This is a genomic window from Actinokineospora enzanensis DSM 44649 (assembly GCF_000374445.1).
Classification (GTDB): Bacteria; Actinomycetota; Actinomycetes; order Mycobacteriales; family Pseudonocardiaceae; genus Actinokineospora; species Actinokineospora enzanensis.
Genome location: NZ_KB894403.1, coordinates 45786 through 61374, shown reverse-complemented (window position 1 = coordinate 61374; position 15589 = coordinate 45786). Strand labels below are relative to the sequence as shown.

The 15589-nt window shown below is 72.4% G+C and carries 11 protein-coding genes and 1 pseudogene; 5 read left to right on the top strand and 7 right to left on the bottom strand.

Annotated elements, in window-relative coordinates; all coding sequences use genetic code 11:
• Positions 1-377: 377 nt before the first annotated feature.
• The 6 genes from C503_RS0100240 to C503_RS0100215 all read right to left on the bottom strand — a co-directional run bounded on the left by C503_RS0100240 (position 378) and on the right by C503_RS0100215 (position 5924).
• Positions 378-767 (bottom strand): RidA family protein, encoded by a 390-nt coding sequence (locus tag C503_RS0100240; protein WP_018680179.1) that lies wholly within the window; start codon positions 765-767, stop codon positions 378-380.
• A 58-nt stretch (positions 768-825) separates the two neighbouring features.
• The gene (locus tag C503_RS0100235) at positions 826-2202 is read right to left on the bottom strand and encodes a GH1 family beta-glucosidase (protein WP_018680178.1); all 1377 of its coding nucleotides are present in this window, start codon (positions 2200-2202) and stop codon (positions 826-828) included.
• Positions 2199-2975 (bottom strand): carbohydrate ABC transporter permease, encoded by a 777-nt coding sequence (locus C503_RS0100230; protein ID WP_051114718.1) that lies wholly within the window; start codon positions 2973-2975, stop codon positions 2199-2201. Before C503_RS0100230 ends, C503_RS0100235 begins: the two co-directional genes overlap by 4 nt.
• Positions 2976-3100: 125 nt before the next feature.
• Positions 3101-4006, bottom strand: a complete 906-nt coding sequence (locus tag C503_RS0100225) for a carbohydrate ABC transporter permease (protein ID WP_018680176.1) — start codon at positions 4004-4006, stop codon at positions 3101-3103.
• Entirely contained in the window at positions 3994-5265 is a 1272-nt protein-coding gene (locus C503_RS0100220) for an ABC transporter substrate-binding protein (protein ID WP_425393494.1), read from the bottom strand. Before C503_RS0100220 ends, C503_RS0100225 begins: the two co-directional genes overlap by 13 nt.
• Before the next feature lie 38 nt (positions 5266-5303).
• On the bottom strand, positions 5304-5924 hold the full coding sequence (locus C503_RS0100215; RefSeq protein WP_018680174.1) for a helix-turn-helix transcriptional regulator: 621 nt from the start codon (positions 5922-5924) through the stop codon (positions 5304-5306).
• Here C503_RS0100215 and C503_RS47550 point away from each other — a divergent pair.
• Positions 5923-6876 (top strand): annotated as a pseudogene (locus C503_RS47550) (AfsR/SARP family transcriptional regulator); the annotation flags it as partial. The gene C503_RS0100215 and the pseudogene C503_RS47550 overlap by 2 nt on opposite strands.
• A gap of 655 nt (positions 6877-7531) precedes the next feature.
• Positions 7532-11116, top strand: a complete 3585-nt coding sequence (locus C503_RS47545) for an ATP-binding protein (RefSeq protein WP_342663355.1) — start codon at positions 7532-7534, stop codon at positions 11114-11116.
• 174 nt (positions 11117-11290) lie between these two features.
• Here the strand turns inward: C503_RS47545 and C503_RS45545 are convergent, their stop codons facing one another.
• Positions 11291-11677 carry an STAS domain-containing protein gene (locus tag C503_RS45545; protein WP_018680172.1) on the bottom strand — a complete coding sequence of 129 codons (387 nt, stop codon included), beginning with the start codon at positions 11675-11677 and terminating at the stop codon, positions 11291-11293.
• 277 nt (positions 11678-11954) lie between these two features.
• On the opposite strand from C503_RS45545, the gene C503_RS46610 reads away from it, so the two are divergent.
• The 3 genes from C503_RS46610 (at position 11955) to C503_RS0100185 (ending at position 15576) form a co-directional block, all read left to right on the top strand.
• Complete coding sequence (locus C503_RS46610) at positions 11955-12338, top strand: response regulator (RefSeq protein WP_018680171.1); 384 nt, start codon at positions 11955-11957, stop codon at positions 12336-12338.
• A gap of 17 nt (positions 12339-12355) precedes the next feature.
• Positions 12356-14422, top strand: coding sequence for an ATP-binding protein (locus tag C503_RS0100190; protein ID WP_018680170.1), 2067 nt, complete (start codon positions 12356-12358; stop codon positions 14420-14422).
• Positions 14423-14613: 191 nt separating this feature from the next.
• Positions 14614-15576 (top strand): sensor histidine kinase, encoded by a 963-nt coding sequence (locus C503_RS0100185; RefSeq protein ID WP_018680169.1) that lies wholly within the window; start codon positions 14614-14616, stop codon positions 15574-15576.
• The last annotated feature ends 13 nt before the right edge of the window (positions 15577-15589 follow it).

Genomic DNA, 15589 nt, shown 5'->3' with positions numbered 1-15589 from the left:
CATCAGATAGTGGCTCCGTTCCGACCATTCGTCAAGCAGGCCGATAAGAGTCCCGACAAACCCTCAAAGGGTTATTGTTAGATCACTTCACCTGTTCGGCCTACACCGAACGTTGCACCGTTCCCACTTGATTCCCCGAACAGGTGACAACGATAGCGAGTGCAGACGACACAATGACCACATCGGGACCGAATTCCAGCCGAGTGGACAGGTCCATTGAATTCAGCCACGGCCGACGACCGACCCAACCGCGAGTCGCGACCGAGCACTCGCCATTCGCGGGCGGTCAGGACGCGGTCCACCGGATCCCACTGACGCTGTGGGAAATGGACGGCATGACCGCCCAGGGCCGGTTCCCCCTGCCCTGACCGCCGATGTCACACGACCGCGACCGCGTCGATCTCGACGAGGAAGCCGGGCCCGAGGGCCGACACCACGTGCACCGTGATGGCGGGTGGCGGGTCGGCCCGGTTCCACACCTGCTGGAAGGCGGCCACTCCCTCGTCGAAGGAGTGGCCTTCCACCACCGCGATCCGCCAGTGCACGATGTTCGCCAGGCTCGCGCCCTCGCTCTCCAGGATCAGTGCCAGGTTCCGGAACACCTGCAGCGCCTGCTCCCCCACCGTCGGCCCGACGACCTTCCCCTCGGCGTCCACACCGTTCTGCCCGCCGATGTAGATCGTCTTCGCCGGTTGCTCGACGACGACGGCCTGGCTGAAGGCCGGGCTACGGTGCAGCCCCTCGGGATTGATGTGCCGCACGACCATGACGGACCCCTTCGAAGTGGTTGTCCGCAGACACTAACGGCCCGGCGGCTTCACCACATCACCGCCGGTCGGGCACCGCGTTGGCGGCCACCACCTCCGCGTAGAACCGGCCGCTGTCCTTGATGCGGCGCCGCTGGGTGTCGAAGTCGACGTGCACCAGGCCGAAGCGGCGGGTGTAGCCGAAGGACCATTCGAAGTTGTCCAGCAGGGACCAGGCCAGATAGCCGCGGACGTCGGCGCCGCCCGCGATGGCCGCGTGCACCGCGTGGAGGTGTTCGGCGAGGTAGTGGGTGCGGTCGGTGTCACGGACGCGGCCGTCGGCGTCTACCGTGTCCTCGAACGACGACCCGTTCTCGGTGACGATCAGCGGCACCGGCGCGCAGTGTTCACCCAACCATAGCAACAGGTCGGCGAAAGCGACCGGGTCCTGTTCCCAGTCCATGGTGGTGAGCGGGCCGCGCGCGGGGAGCACGTCGACACCCCTCAGGCCAGGGAGCCCACAGTTGCTCTCCTGTAAGGGATCCGGAGTCGGGATCACTCTCGACGGGGCGTAGTAGTTGACCCCGATCCAGTCCAACGGCCTGCCGATCATCTCCTCGTCCCCGTCCCGGATCGCGGATTCCAGGGCTCCCAGGTGGGCCAGGTCGGCGCGCAGGTCCGGCGGGTAGCCCCGGCCCAGGACCGGGTCGAGGAAGAACCGGTTGTGCACCGCGTCGAAGCGGCGGGCGGCCTCGCGGTGTTCGGCGTCGTCCGAGTCGGTCAGCGGGGGTGCGAAGTTCAGCGCGACCGCCACCTTGGTGTCCGGGCGCGCGTGCGCGCGCAGGGCGGTGGCGGCCAGGCCGTGGCCGAGAAGGTGGTGGTGTCCGGCGATCACCGCCTGCCTGGCATCGCGTAAGCCCGGGGCGTGCACACCGGTGCCGTAGCCGAGGAAGGCGGAGCACAGCGGCTCGTTGATGGTGATCCAGTCGCGGACGCGGTCGCCGAGCCGGTCGCCGACCACCAGGGCGTAGTCGGCGAACCAGGACGGGACATCCCGGTTGACCCAGCCGCCCGCGTCCTGCAGGGCCTGGGGCAGGTCCCAGTGGTAGAGGGTCGGGATCGGGGTGATGCCGTGCGCGACCAGCTCGTCGACCAGCCGGTCGTAGAAGTCCAGGCCGCGGGGCTCGACCCGGCGTCCGTCCGGCATCACGCGGGGCCAGGCGATGGAGAACCGGTAGGCGGGCAGGCCGAGCTCGGCGAGCAGGGCGACGTCCTCGCGGTACCGGTGGTAGTGGTCGCACGCGGGGTCACCGGTGTGTCCGCCGATCACGTTGCCCTCGCCACGCGCGAACGTGTCCCAGATGGATGGACCGCGACCGTCCACTTCGGTCGCGCCCTCGATCTGGTACGAGGACGTGGCACTGCCCCACAGGAAATCGGCGGGAAATGAGTTCATCGGTTGATAGCACCTCTCGACACGCCGTCGACTATGCGTCCGGCCAACAACAGGAACAACGCGACGACCGGGAGCGTCCCCATGGTCACCCCGGTCAACAACAGGGAGAAGTCGGTGAAGTAGCCGCCCGCCAACCGCGACAGCGCCACCTGCACGGTCGGCGTGTCGTTGGAGTCCAGCACGACCAGCGGCCAGAAGAAGTCGTTCCAGGAGGCGATGAACGTGAGCATCGCCAGCACCACCGCGTGCGGGCGCAGGCAGGGGAACACGACGTGCCGGTAGATCCGCAGCGGCGAGCAACCGTCGACCCGCGCCGCGTCGACCAGGTCGGCCGAGATCGCCTCCCGGACCACCTGCCGCATCCAGAACACGCTGTACGCGCTGACCATGCCCGGCACGATCACCGCGACCAGCGTGTCCTGCCAGCCGAGCGCCCCCACCAGCAGGTACATCGGGATGATGCCCAGCTGGTTCGGGATCAGCATCGAGCCGACCACCGCGACGAACAGCTTGTCCCGACCGGGGAACCGCAGCAGCGCGAACGCAAAACCGGCCATAGTGGACAGAAGGACGTTGGCCACCGACACGATGCCCGCCACCAGGAACGAGTTGCGCAGCGCCGCCCAGAAGTCGACGGTGTCGAACATCCGGGTCAGGTTCGCCATCAGGTGCCCACCCGGCAGCAGGGGCGGCACCGGTGAGGCGATGGCCGAGTTGTCGTGCGTGGCCATCACGAACGACCAGTAGAGCGGGAACAGCGACAGCAGGACCATCACCGACAGGGCCGCCCGACGCCCTGTGTGCCTGCCTCCCACCCGCGCTGTGTGCCTGCCTCCCACCCGCGCTGTGTGCCTGCCTCCCACCCGCGCTGTATGTCCCCCTCCCACCCGCCCTGTGATCATGGTCCGGCCCCCGACCGCGGTCGTCGGAACACGAACGCGTTGACCACGCCGAACGCCGCGCACAGCAGGAACAGCGACCACGACACGGTCGCCGCGTAGCCCGCGTCCCACCGGCCGAAGCCCTGCTCGTACAGGTACATCACCACGGTCTGGAACTGCCGGTCGTTGCCCCCGGTGCCGGACAGCCCGGCGACGTCGAACAGCTGCGGCTCGGTGAACACCTGCAGGCCGCCGACGACCGACATCAGCAGCGTGAACGACACCGTCGGCCGGATCAGCGGCAACGTGACCGACCGGAACACCCGCCACCGCGACGCCCCGTCCAGCTGGGCCGCCTCGACCAGCTCCCGCGGCACGGTCTGCATGGCCGCCAGGCAGAGCAGCGCGTTGTACCCGGTCCACCGCCAGACGACCATCGCGGCCACGCCAAGGTAGGCCGACCAGGAATGCGCCTGCCAGTTGACCGGCCCGGCGCCGACGAGCTTGAGCAGCCAGTTGACCACGCCGTAGTCCCGGCCGAACAGCTGCGCGAAGATCAGCGCGACGGCCACCGCCGGGACCACGTTGGGCAGCAACGCCACCGAGCACCACAGCGCCCGGCCGCGGGTCGCGCGGTCGAGCAACACCGCCAACCACAACGAAAGCACCATCTGCACGGCCGTGGCCACGACCAGGATGCAGACCGTGTTGCCCAGCGCGTGGTAGAAGTCCGGGTCGGCGAACAGCCTGGCGTAGTTCGCCAGGCCGACGAAGCCATGGTCGCCGTCGATCAGGTGCCACCGCCGCACCGACATCCAGGCCGTGTACAGCAGCGGGAACACCCCGAACACCGCGAACACCAGCACGAACGGGGCGACCAGCAGGACCGCCCCGTTCAGGCGGCGAGAGGTCACCCCGGCCACCGCAGGGTCTCCCGGGCCTCGCGCACCGCCTGCTCCCAGGCCGCGTCCACGCTCTGCGTGCCGTCCTCGACCCGGCCGAGCGCCAGCCCGAACTTGGGCCGCACGTCGGCGTCGCGCAGGCCGCGGTAGTTGGGCCGCACCTGGTCGGAGGACGCGGCGAAGATCCGGCCGACGGGGGCGTCGGCGAAGTACGGGTCGGTGTGCCCGAGCACCGCCGGATCGTGGTAGACGGCGGGTTCGCTGGGCAGGATCGCGTCGTGCAGGAACAGCGCCTTCTGCTGTTCGGGCGCGGTCAGCCAGCGCGCCACCTCGTAGGCTTCACGCGGGTGCGCGCCCTGCGCGGGCACGGTCAGGAACGAGCCGCCCCAGTTGCCGCCGCCCTCGGGGATCGAGGTGACGTCCCAGTTGCCGGTACCGGCCGCGCCGCCCGACTGCTTGATCTGGGCGAGCATCCAGGCCGGGCAGGTGATCGTGGCGAAGGCGCCCTGGTTGATGGCCACGTTCCAGGGCTGGGTGAACGTGGTGACCCCGGCGGTCCGCTTCCGGGTCGCCAGCCCGGCGGCGACGTCGAAGGCGCGCCGGATGCGCGGGTTGGTGTCGCCGATGAAGGAGTCGTCGGCCTTGGCGAAGTAGTTCTGTTCGCCCTGGTTGACGATCGCGGTGTAGATGGTGCCCGCGGAGTCGACGAACTTCGCGCCGGGCGAGCGCTCGGCGAACCGGTCGGCGGTGGCGGCGTAGCCGTCCCAGGTGGGCCACAGCTTGGCCACCTCGTCGCGATCGGTCGGCAGGCCCGCGGCAGCGAAGAGGTCACGCCGGTAGCACATCGCCAGGCCACCCATGTCCGTGCCCAGCCCGAGCACCGTGGGGCCTGCGAGTCCCTGTTCCCACTTCCACGGCGCCCACTGCGGCCGCAGGTCCCCCGCGCCGTACGTGGCCAGGTCGACGAACTTGTCCTTCACCTGCCGCATCCTCGGCAGGTACTGCTCCTCGACGGCCACCACGTCCGCGGCTCCCCGACCCACCGCCAGCGCGGTGATCAGGTCGCGGTGGTGGCTGTCGAAGTCGCTGACCCGGCCGACCAGGTGGATGTCGGGGTGCAGGCGCTCGTACTCGGTGAACAGCGGCTCGTAGCCGAACTCGCCGAAGGTCGCCACGACGATCTCGACCCGGCCGCCGCCGGTGTCGGCGCAGCCTGCCAGGACGATCGCCAGGACCGTCCACAGTGCAGTGATCAATCCGGTGGTTCTTCGTTGCCGCACGGCAATCTCCTCCTCGAACGTGGGTGTGACGTGGGTGTTCAGATGATTCCGGAGCGCAGCGCGTAGGCCACCGCGTGCGGCCGGTTGCGCAGGTTGAGCCGGGTGGTCAGGCCGTGGATGACGTTCTTGATCATCCGCTCGGAGTAGCTGAGCCGGTCGGCGATCTCGGCGGTGTCGCAGCCGTCGGCCATCAGCCGCAGCACGGCGATCTCGCGCGAGGTCAGGCCGGTGGAGCCGAGCCCGAGCGGGGCCAGCACCTCGCGCTGCATCTGCTCGACGTGCGTGAGCAGCTGCCGGACCAGGTTCGCAGGCAGCACCCCGCCACCCCGGACCGCGGCCAGCACTGTCCGCGTCAGGTGGTCGCCCACCGCGGCCGACCGCGGCACCACCCCGACCACCCGGCACTCCACCGCGGTGAGCAGCTCCGCCTCGGTGATCCCGTCGGCCACGAGCACCACCGGTGTGCCGAACAGCGCCGCCGACCGGCGCAGCACCGCCGCCACCCCGGCGGTGAACCGGTCTTCCGCGACGACCAGCACATCGGTGTCGGCCGCCTGCGCCGACTGCACCACGATCTCCGCGCGGCCGCCCAGACTGCCCGCCACCCCCGTCCGGGTCAACGGATCCGGCGAATGGACCGCGATCTTGATCTGTCCCATGCCCGCTCCCCTCTGCCCACGGCGCTCCCCTGCGGCTCGTCCGACCCGCGGCTCCCGGGTTTCGAGCCATAGCGTGAACGGACCGACTCCAGCGGATCTTCATTTCCGTGATCAAGCAGGCGGCGGCGCCGGTAGGCTGCACGGGTCCAGTGGTTGTGACGACCGGTTCGCGCGACGCGCGGTGACACCCACCGAGGGGGCGATGACGATCCGTGATGAACCGGTGGTGAGCGTCGCGTTGCTCGGTGAACCGCGGGTGCGGCGCGCGGACGGCGAGTTCGGACCCGGTCCGGGTAGGCGGCAGGCGTTGCTCGGTGTACTCGCATTGCGTGCCGGTCGGGAGGTCGGTCGCGACGTCCTGGTGCGCGCGGTGTGGGGCACCACGCCGCCCGCGTCGGCCGCGCGGATCGTGCACACCCACATCAGTGATCTCCGTGCCGTGCTGGAGCCGGACCGCAAGCCCTGGGCGCCCGGACGGGTCCTGGTCACCACTCCCACCGGCTACCGCCTGCGGTTGCCCGCCGATGCCGTGGACGTGCACCGATTCGACGACCACCTGCGTGCGGCGGACGGTCACCGCACCCGTGGCGACCGGACCGCCGAACTGTCCGCCCTGGACGCGGCCCTGCTGCTGTGGCGGGGTGACCCGCTCACCGGAGTACCGGGGCCGTTCGCCGACACCGAACGCCACCGGCTCACCGACGCCTGGCTGCTGGCCAGGGCCCGGCGCGGCAGGCTGCTGCTGGACCTGGGCAGGCCGGACGAGGTCGTGGCCGAGCTGACCGACCTGGTGCACGACCACCCGCTGCGCGAGGACCTCTATGCCTTGCTCATGACGGCGCTGATGCGCCGCGGGCAACGGGTCGAGGCGCTGGAGCTGTACCGCCGGGCCAGGTCACTGCTGTCGGCGCGGCTCGGGGTCGAACCGGGCACGGAGCTGCGCGAGCTGCACCAGCGCGTGCTCGCCGACGATCCGGGACTGTCCTCGGTGCGGGCGCTGCCCCGCGTCGAGGCGCGATCGTGGCTGGTCTCGGGGCAATCGACCGAGTCGGCGGTCGACACACCCGACCCGGCGAGCGCGCGGGTGCTGCGCACAGTGGCATTGCTCGGTGGTTGCACCGTCACAGAACTCGCCGCGATCACCGCGGACCGCCCCGACGCCGCGCTCGCGGCAGGCGCGCTGGTCCGCGACGGTGACCGGCTCTCGGTGCGCGACGAGGAACTCGGCCGGTCGGTGTGCGCGGGCCTGCCCACGTCGATCAGGCTGGCCACGCACCGGCACCTCGCCCGGGTGCTGGCGCCGATCAGCCCGCCGGAGCGGGTAGCGGCGCAGATCCTGGCCGGTCCGCTGCCACTGGACTCCTGGGAGCTGGACTGGCTCACCCGACAGCTCCCGGGGCTGCCCACCGAGACAGCGGTGGCGCTGCTGCGGCGGGCTACCGCGGCCGACGACGCCCCCGTCCCCCTGGTGTCGGCACTGACCCGGATGCTGCTGACCGTCGCACCGGGCCCCGGACCCGCCGACCGCACCCCTCCGGCCGCCCAGGCCGACGATCCACTGTGGAGCGGCCGTGTCCCCGAGTCCGCACCCGAACCTGCGGATACAGGTGCTCGGACCGCTGCGGGCCTGGCTCGACGACGTCGAACTGGCACTCGGCCCGGCCCGGCAGCGCGCGGTGTTCGCGCTGCTGGTGGCCAGGGCGGGCCGGGTCGTGCCCCGGGTCGACCTGATCGACGAGGTGTGGCCGGGCCCCCGGCCCGGCAGTGCCGATGGCAACCTGAACACCTACGTCAGCGGCCTGCGCAAGGTCCTCGGCCCGGCCAGGGAGTCGCTGGCGTCCGCGCCGGGCGGGTACGTGCTGCGGCTGGCCGACGACGCCCTGGACAGCTCGGTCTTCACCCGGGCCGTGGAGCGGGCCGGGAACCTCCTGTCCGCGGGGGACCCGGACGGCGCGCTGGCGCTGCTCGAACAGGCGGCCCGGCTCTGGCACGGTGAGGCGTACGCCGACGTGCCCGCGCCGTTCGCCCTGGCGCGGCGGCGGCATCTCGCCGAGTCCCGACTGATCGCCACCGAGCTGCGCGTCCGCGCCGCGCTCGCCCTCGGCCGACACGCCGAGCCCGCCGCCGAACTGGCGGACCTGATCGCCCGGCACCCGGCCCGGGAGTTGCTGCGCGAGTTGCGCATGCGCGCGCAACTGGCCGACGGGTGCCCGGACGACGCTCTGGAGACCTACCGGCAGGCGCGCCGCGCGCTGGTCGAGGAGCACGGCGTGGAGCCGGGTCCGGTGCTGTCCGAACTGCGGCAGCGCGCGCTCGTGGCGTCCGGCGCGGTACGCGCTCCCCGGCCGCGGCGGCTGCGCGTGGCACCGTCGTGGGCGATCGACGACGCCCAGCGGGCCGAGCGGCTCGACCGGTATGTCGGCAGGCAGGCCGAGGTGGGGCTGCTGCGCGACCTGGTGTCCGATGTGGTCGGCGGCCGTGGCCGGTCGGTGTGGATCGAGGGCGAGCCGGGCATCGGCAAGTCGGAGCTGCTGGCCGTCGGTCTGGGCGACGCCGCCAGGTCGGGCTGCCAGCTGGCCTGGACCGCGGCGCAGGAGTCCTACCGGCGGCATCCGCTGCGCACGATCATGGAATGCCTTGCCGTGGAACCGGATTCCGCCGACCCGCGCCGGGCCGCCGCGGCGGGCCCCGCGGACGCACCCGGCGCGGACCCGCTGGCCGCCCCGGTCGACGAGCTGCTGGCGCTGGTGGACGACGCGTGCACGACCGGCCCGCTGGTCCTGGTGATCGACGACCTGCAATGGGCCGACGAGGCCAGTGTGCTGCTCTGGCACCGGCTGGCGGGCGCGACCCGGCAGCTGCCGCTGCTGCTGGTCGCCGCGACCCGGCCGGACCAGGGCCGACGGGACCTGGTGATGTTGCGGCGCGGTCTCGACCGGCACGGCGGCAGGCTGATCCGGCTGGACCCGTTGACACCGCCGGAGACCACGCTGCTGGTCGGTCGGCTCGTCGGCGCCCGGCCGGGCCCCGGGCTCACCGAGGTGACCGACCACGCCGCCGGGAACCCGCTCTACGTGCGGGAGCTGACCGAGTCGCTGCTGCGTCGGGCCGCGGTCCGGGTGCGGGACGGGATCGCCGAGGTCGACCCGGACCGGCCGGACGACGCGCCCCGCTCGCTGGCCGCCGCCGTCCGCCGGACCCTGGAGTTCCTCACGCCGCGGACCCGGGAGCTGCTGCGGTCGGGCGCATTGCTCGGGCAGGAGTTCGGCATCGACGAGCTGGCCGCGTTGACCGGGGACGGACCGATGGACCTCGCCGACGCGGTGGCCGAGGCGATCGCGGGGAATGTCGTGGTGGAGTCCGGGGACCGGCTCGCCTTCCGGCACCCGTTCCTCCGACAGGTGCTCTACGACGGCATCCCGGACGGGCTGCGGCCCGTGCTGCACCGCCGGGCCGCGGAGCTGCTGGACCGACGCGAGGCGCCGGTGGCGGTGGTGGCCGAGCACGTCGCCGGTGCCCGACCGGACGCCTGGGTCGTGGACTGGCTGGTCGGTCACCACCGGACGCTCGCCACCCGGGCACCGCTGGTCGCGGTCGACGTGCTCCGGACCGTGCTCGACGGCGACGAGACCACCGCGGTGCAACGGTCGGCATTGCACGCGACATTGGTCCGCACCCTGTTCCGGTTGAACCAGCTGGCACCGCCCGAGGCCGGGCTGGCGCTGTCGCTCGCGACCGACGTCGCCGAGACGCGGCACCTGTTGGCCTCGGTGCGGCAGGCGAGCGGGGACACCGCGGGCGCGATCACCGTCGCCCAGGCCGCGCTGGATGATCCGAGCACCCCGGAGATCTGGCGGACCCGGCACCGGTGGCTGATGGCGAACTTCCACCGCACCTCCCTGGACGATCTCGACGTGGCAAAGCGCACCGCCGTCGCGGTGCATACCGAGGCGATCCGCTCGGGCGATGCCTACACGATCGCGCACAGCAAGCAGACGCTGTGGCTGATCAGCACCGGGCTGCGCGACCACCCGGCCGCGCTGTCCCATGTGGACGGCGCGGTGGCGGCCCTCGACGCACACGCCGAGCTGGCCGGGAAGCGGATCGACATGATGGACAACCGGATCTTCACGCTGCAGAACCTGGACCGGCTCGTCGAGGCCGAGACCACGTTGCGCCAGGCCAGGGAGCTCGCCGCGCGGCACAACCTGCCCGCCGGGATGCACGTCACCGCCGCCGTGCACCACTACTGGACCGGCCGGTGGGACGAGGCGCTGGTCGAGCTCGACGGCGTCACCGAGGACGGCCCGGCGATCACCTTCTACGGCCTGCGTGAACCCGGCGCCGCCGCCCTCCTCTCGCACGGCGTCGCCGCCCTCCTGGCCGTGCACCGCGGCGACCCGGCCGAGGCTGCCGCCCACCTGGACGCGGCCGAGTGCTACGCGCCCAGCAACATGTCCGAGCGGGAGAGCTGCGACTTCCACCTGGTCGCCGCCGCCATGGCCGAGGAGCGGCGCGGTGCCCTCGGCGCGGCCCTGTGTCTGCTGGACCCGATCCTGCGCCCCGAATACGCCCGGATCATGCTCCGCCACCAGTGGCTCCCCTACCTCACCCGCCTCGCCCTGGACGCGGGCGACCGCGCCCGCGCCCGGCTCGCCCTCACCGTCTGCGAGGCGGAAGCGGCCGCCGAGGTCCTGCCCGCCCGCGCGTTCGCCGCGGCGGAACACTGTCGAGCCCTGGTCACCGGCGACCCCACCGGCGCGCTGAACGCGGCGAAGCACTACCGCGCCGTCGGACGGCCGCTGGAATCCGCCACCGCCGCCGAGAACGCCGCCGTCCTGTTGGCCGCCAGGGGCAGGCTGGACGCCGCGACCTCGTCCGCCACCGCGGCCAGGACCGTCTACCGCTCCCTCTCGGCGTCGTGGGACCTCGCCCGGACCCGCCTCCGCATGCCCTGGCTGGCCACCGGCGACGCCGCCGAGACACCGGGCACCACACTGTCCGCTCTGGAGGAGAAGATCGCCGGGATGGTCGCGGATGGACTGTCCAATCCAGACATCGCGGCCGCACTGGGACTGCCCCGGCGCACCGTGCAGTCCCACGTCACCCGGCTCTTGGACAAGCTGCACACCCGATCCCGCCATCTCCGACCCACCCCCCACTCGTCCCACGCGGACAGCCACCCCGCCTGAACGAGACGGACCGGCTCCCCTTGTCCAGACCTGCGTCCGCCAATGGGACTACGGACCGTTCGACAGCCCGCATCGACTGCCCTCGCGCACCGGAGGTCAGGCCTAGTGGTGCGACCCAGAACGTCGACCGCGTCTCGACCCGCCCATACACGGCCGACGTCCTGAGTCGCACCACTAGTCGATCACAGCCAACGCGGCGGCGAGGTCGGCCGCCACCGGGAGTTCGTCGGCGAGGCCGACGATGCCGAGCAGTCGCCGGATCGTCTCCCGGGCGACGACGGCCAGGCGCACGCTGTCGGGTGCGACCGCGGCCGCGGTGAACAGCGCGCGCATCCCGGCCGCGCTCAGCAACGCCACCTCCGAGAGGTCGACGACCATCGTCTTGGTACCGCGCGGCGGATCGGCGATCAACGCCGTCAGCGCCGCCTGCCATGGATGGGCGGTGACCACGTCGATGGTTCCCGAGCAGCGCAGCACGCGCACGTCCCGGTGGTCGGTGACGGTGATCGGGGTGCCCTCGACGCGGACCGTCGTGGTGATCGAGAAATCGGGCGGGGTCACTGGGCATCACTCCGATCTTCGAGTGCGAACGGGTGCGGCGCGGTGGGAGCCGCCCGCGACGGTACGCCGTCCGCGGCCCGCCCAGTACGGGCAGTACGGCCTACTCCGCCACGACGGCGGGTTCGGGCGGGTGACACCTGATCGTGGGTACTTCGCTGCGCCGTCGGGCGCACGGGCCTACAACCGAGGGGGGGAGGTCCGGCCGCATCCCGACCACCGCGGCCAGGACCGATCGGTGGCCGCCCACCCCGGGGCGCGGCCAGGGCGGGAGGACAGGGTGGTTCGGGTGTTGGTGGTCGACGACGACGCCGATGTGCGCGAGCTGGTCGCCGGGTGGCTGCGCGTCGACGGCCACCAGGTCATCGACGTGGGCAGTGCCGCGCTGGCGCTGGACTCGGTCGACGACGGGTGGCCGCAGGTGGCGGTGGTGGACGTGCTGATGCCCGACATGGACGGGCTCGACCTGCTCGCCCGCCTGCGACAACGCGACGGCGGGCTGCCCGCGGTCGCGTTGACGGTGCTGTGGTCCGGGCCGGACGTGGCGCGCATCCGCGCGGCGGGCGCGACCTACCTGCCGAAACCGTCCAGCGGTGCGCAGCTGCGGTTGGTGGTGCGGGAGCTGGTGACCGACGCCGAGCCGACGGGGTCACGCGACCGTTGACGACCACAGCGAGCCCCTTGACGCGCACGGCGGCGTTCGCCGTGCTGTTCGCCGCCGCGACCGTGGCCGGGCGGCTGACGGCGCTGGACGCGACGAACCTCAGCCTGGTGTGGCCCGCCGCGGGCGTGGCCGCGCTGTGGCTGTGCGTGCAACGCCGCTCGCCACTGCGGTGGCTCGACGTGGCCGTGCTGGCGGTGATCACCGTTGTGGCGAACGTGGCCACCGGCGCGACCGCGGGTCAGGCCGCGGTGTTCGTCGTGGCCAACGTCCTGCAGGCAGGGTCGTTCGCGCTGCTGATCACTCGGTGGCGGCCGCGGCTGTGGTCCCTCGCGGACGGCGGCGGCCTGCGCGGGTTGCGCGACCTGTGGGCGCTGCTGGCGGCGGCGTTCGTCGCGACCGCGGCGGGGGCGGTCGTGGGCGCGGTCGGGATGTGGCTGGTCGACGACATCCCCTCGTGGCTGACCACGCAGGTGTGGTTGGCGCGCAACATCGCGGGCGTGCTGGTCCTGGGCACGGCGGGCCTGTCCGCGGCCCGTGCCGTCCTGCGGGCTCGCCCGTCCGCGCCGGTCGACGGGTGGCGACTGGTCGAGTACGCCGCCGTGGCCGCGTGCTCGGTGCTCGGCTATACCGTCGCGTTCGTCGCCACCGGGGGCATGCCGGTAGCCGCCACGCTGATCGCGCTGACCGTGTGGGCGGCGGTGCGCCTGTCGACGGCGTTCGTCGCCGTGCACACAGCCGCGGTCGCCACGATCGCCGTGGTGTTCACCCTGCACGGCCAGGGCCCGTTCGCCGTGGTCTCCTCGCTCGCGGGCCGCGCACTGGTCGTGCAGCTGTTCGTGGTCATCGTCGCGATCGTCGGCCTGACCCTGGCCCTGGGCCGCGACGAGCGCGCCGAGCTGCTGCGTGAACTGGCCCTGGAGAAGGACACCGCGGCGCAACGGGCCGCGCTCAAGCGCGCCATCATCGACTCCATGGCCGACGGCGTCTCCGTCGTCGACTCCACCGGCCGCATCACCCTGCGCAACCCGGCAGCCGGACACCTGCTCGGCGACGGCCTCGGCCCCGACGACCGGGCCGACCACCATGGCATGCACCACCTCGACGGCACCCCGATGACCGAGGCGGAGATGCCCTACACGCACATCGCCCGGGGCGGGGCCGAGGAAGAGGTGGACGTGCTGGTGCGCAACGAAACCACGCCGGACGGCCGCATCCTGCACGTGCGCTCCACCGCCCTGCCCGAACCCCGCGGCGGCCGCAGCGCCGTACTGGTCTACCACGACGTCACCGCCGAACGCCGCCACCGCGACGAGCTCACCGCGTTCGCGGGCGTCGTCGCCCACGACCTCCTCAACCCCCTGGCCGCGGTGGAAGGCTGGACCGACGCGGCCACCGAGGCCCTGCACGACGCCGACCCGCACCGCGCCGAGCTGGCGCTGGTCCGCGTCACCCGGGCATCCGCACGGATGCGGATCCTGATCAACGACCTGCTCGCCTACACCACCGCCCGCGACGCGACCATCGCCCCCACCGCCGTCGACCTCACCGCCCTGGTCACCGAGATCGCCGCAGCCCGCGCGGACACCGCGGTGGTCGCGGGCACGCCTGTCCCCCGGTTCACCCACGGCGAACTCGACCCGGTGGACGCCGACATCGTCCTGCTCCGCCAACTCCTGGACAACCTGATCGGCAACGCCGTCAAGTACACCGCCCCCGGCACCGTCCCGCACCTCACCATCACCACCACCCGCCACGGCGGCGTGGTCACCACGACGATCACGGACAACGGCATCGGCATCCCGGCGGGCCAACACGAGAAGATCTTCACCACCTTCCACCGCGCGCACACCGGCGCCCGCTACCCCGGCACCGGCCTCGGCCTGGCCATCTGCAAACGCATCGTGGAACGGCACGGCGGCACCATCAGCGCAGGCGACAACCCCGGCGGCGGCACCCGCTTCACGTTCACCCTTCCGGCCACCACCTCCCGCCCCGCCTGCGGCTTCACGCCCCCGGCGCCGCGCTCGGAAGGCGAACAGAGCCCACCCCGACCGAACGCGCGGAGCACCGGCCGGGGCAGCTGACCCACGCCTCGCAGGTCGGCGCGGAAGGATCGTCGACGTGCCCGTCCCGTCGTGACACGGGAATCCGCCACCCGGACAATCCTGCCGCTGACTCGCACGCCCGCAAGGCATACCCTGGCCGGTATGCGGTCGCCCGGGGCACCGTCGCCGGGCGCTGGATCCGCGCAAACGCCCGAGTGGAGCCTGCCAACGTGAGCGTCGCCCCAGACACCCCCAGCCGGGAGCCCTTCGCGCACACCGCGTTGTTCTACCGAACCGACGAGGACTACCTCAGCGCCCTCGTCCCGTTCGTGGTCGACGGCCTGGCCCGCGGCGACCCGGTCGCCGCGGCGGTGCCGAACCCGCGGGCACTGCGCCGGGCACTCGGCCGGGACGCCGAGCGGGTCACCTGGATCGACATGCGCGAGGCGGGCCGCAACCCCGGCCGCATCATCCTGACGGTCCTGCGCCGTTTCGCCGACCCGCACCCGGACCACCACGTCCGCATCATCGGCGAACCCGTCTGGCCCGGCCGCTCCCCCGTCGAACACCCCGCCTGCGCCCAACACGAGGCCCTGATCAACCTCGCCTTCGCGGGCCGCGACGTCACCATCGTCTGCCCTTACGACGTCGCCCGCCTCGCCCCCGACGTCGTGGCCGACGCCCGCCACACCCACCCGCTGCTGTGGTCCGAGCACAGCCTCATCCCCAGCCACCACTACGCCCCCACGGCCGTCGTCGAGGCCCACAACCGTGAACTCCCGCTCGACACCCCCGCCGCCGAATACCGCCTCACCGCCCCGACCCACATCCGCGGCGCCCGAACCTGGGCGACCGCCGAGGCCGCCCGCCTCGGCCTGCCCCCGCACCGCCTCCCCGACCTCACCCTCATCGTCACCGAACTGACCACCAACAGCCTCACCCACGGCGGCGGCCACTGCCTCCTCCGCCTCCACCACCACGACTCCCACCTCGTCTGCGAGGTCCACGACAGCGGCCACCTGTCCGACCCTCTCGCAGGCCGACGCCCGGTCGGCCCGACGGCACCCGGCGGACGCGGCCTGGTCCTGGTCCACCAACTCGCCGACCTCGTCCACACCCACCGCACACCACACGGCACGACCCAGTACGCGTTCCTGTCCCTGCATGACATGGTCGGGCTTTCCCCGCGCTGATCGTTTGCCGGTA

What these genes read in the sequence shown, in the direction of transcription:
- C503_RS0100240 (WP_018680179.1), bottom strand. Translation starts at nt 767, where the DNA reads ATGGTCGTGCGGCACATCAATCCCGAGGGGCTGCACCGTAGCCCGGCC.
- C503_RS0100235 (WP_018680178.1), bottom strand. Translation starts at nt 2,202, where the DNA reads ATGAACTCATTTCCCGCCGATTTCCTGTGGGGCAGTGCCACGTCCTCG.
- C503_RS0100230 (WP_051114718.1), bottom strand. Translation starts at nt 2,975, where the DNA reads ATGGTCCTGCTGTCGCTGTTCCCGCTCTACTGGTCGTTCGTGATGGCC.
- C503_RS0100215 (WP_018680174.1), bottom strand. Translation starts at nt 5,924, where the DNA reads ATGGGACAGATCAAGATCGCGGTCCATTCGCCGGATCCGTTGACCCGG.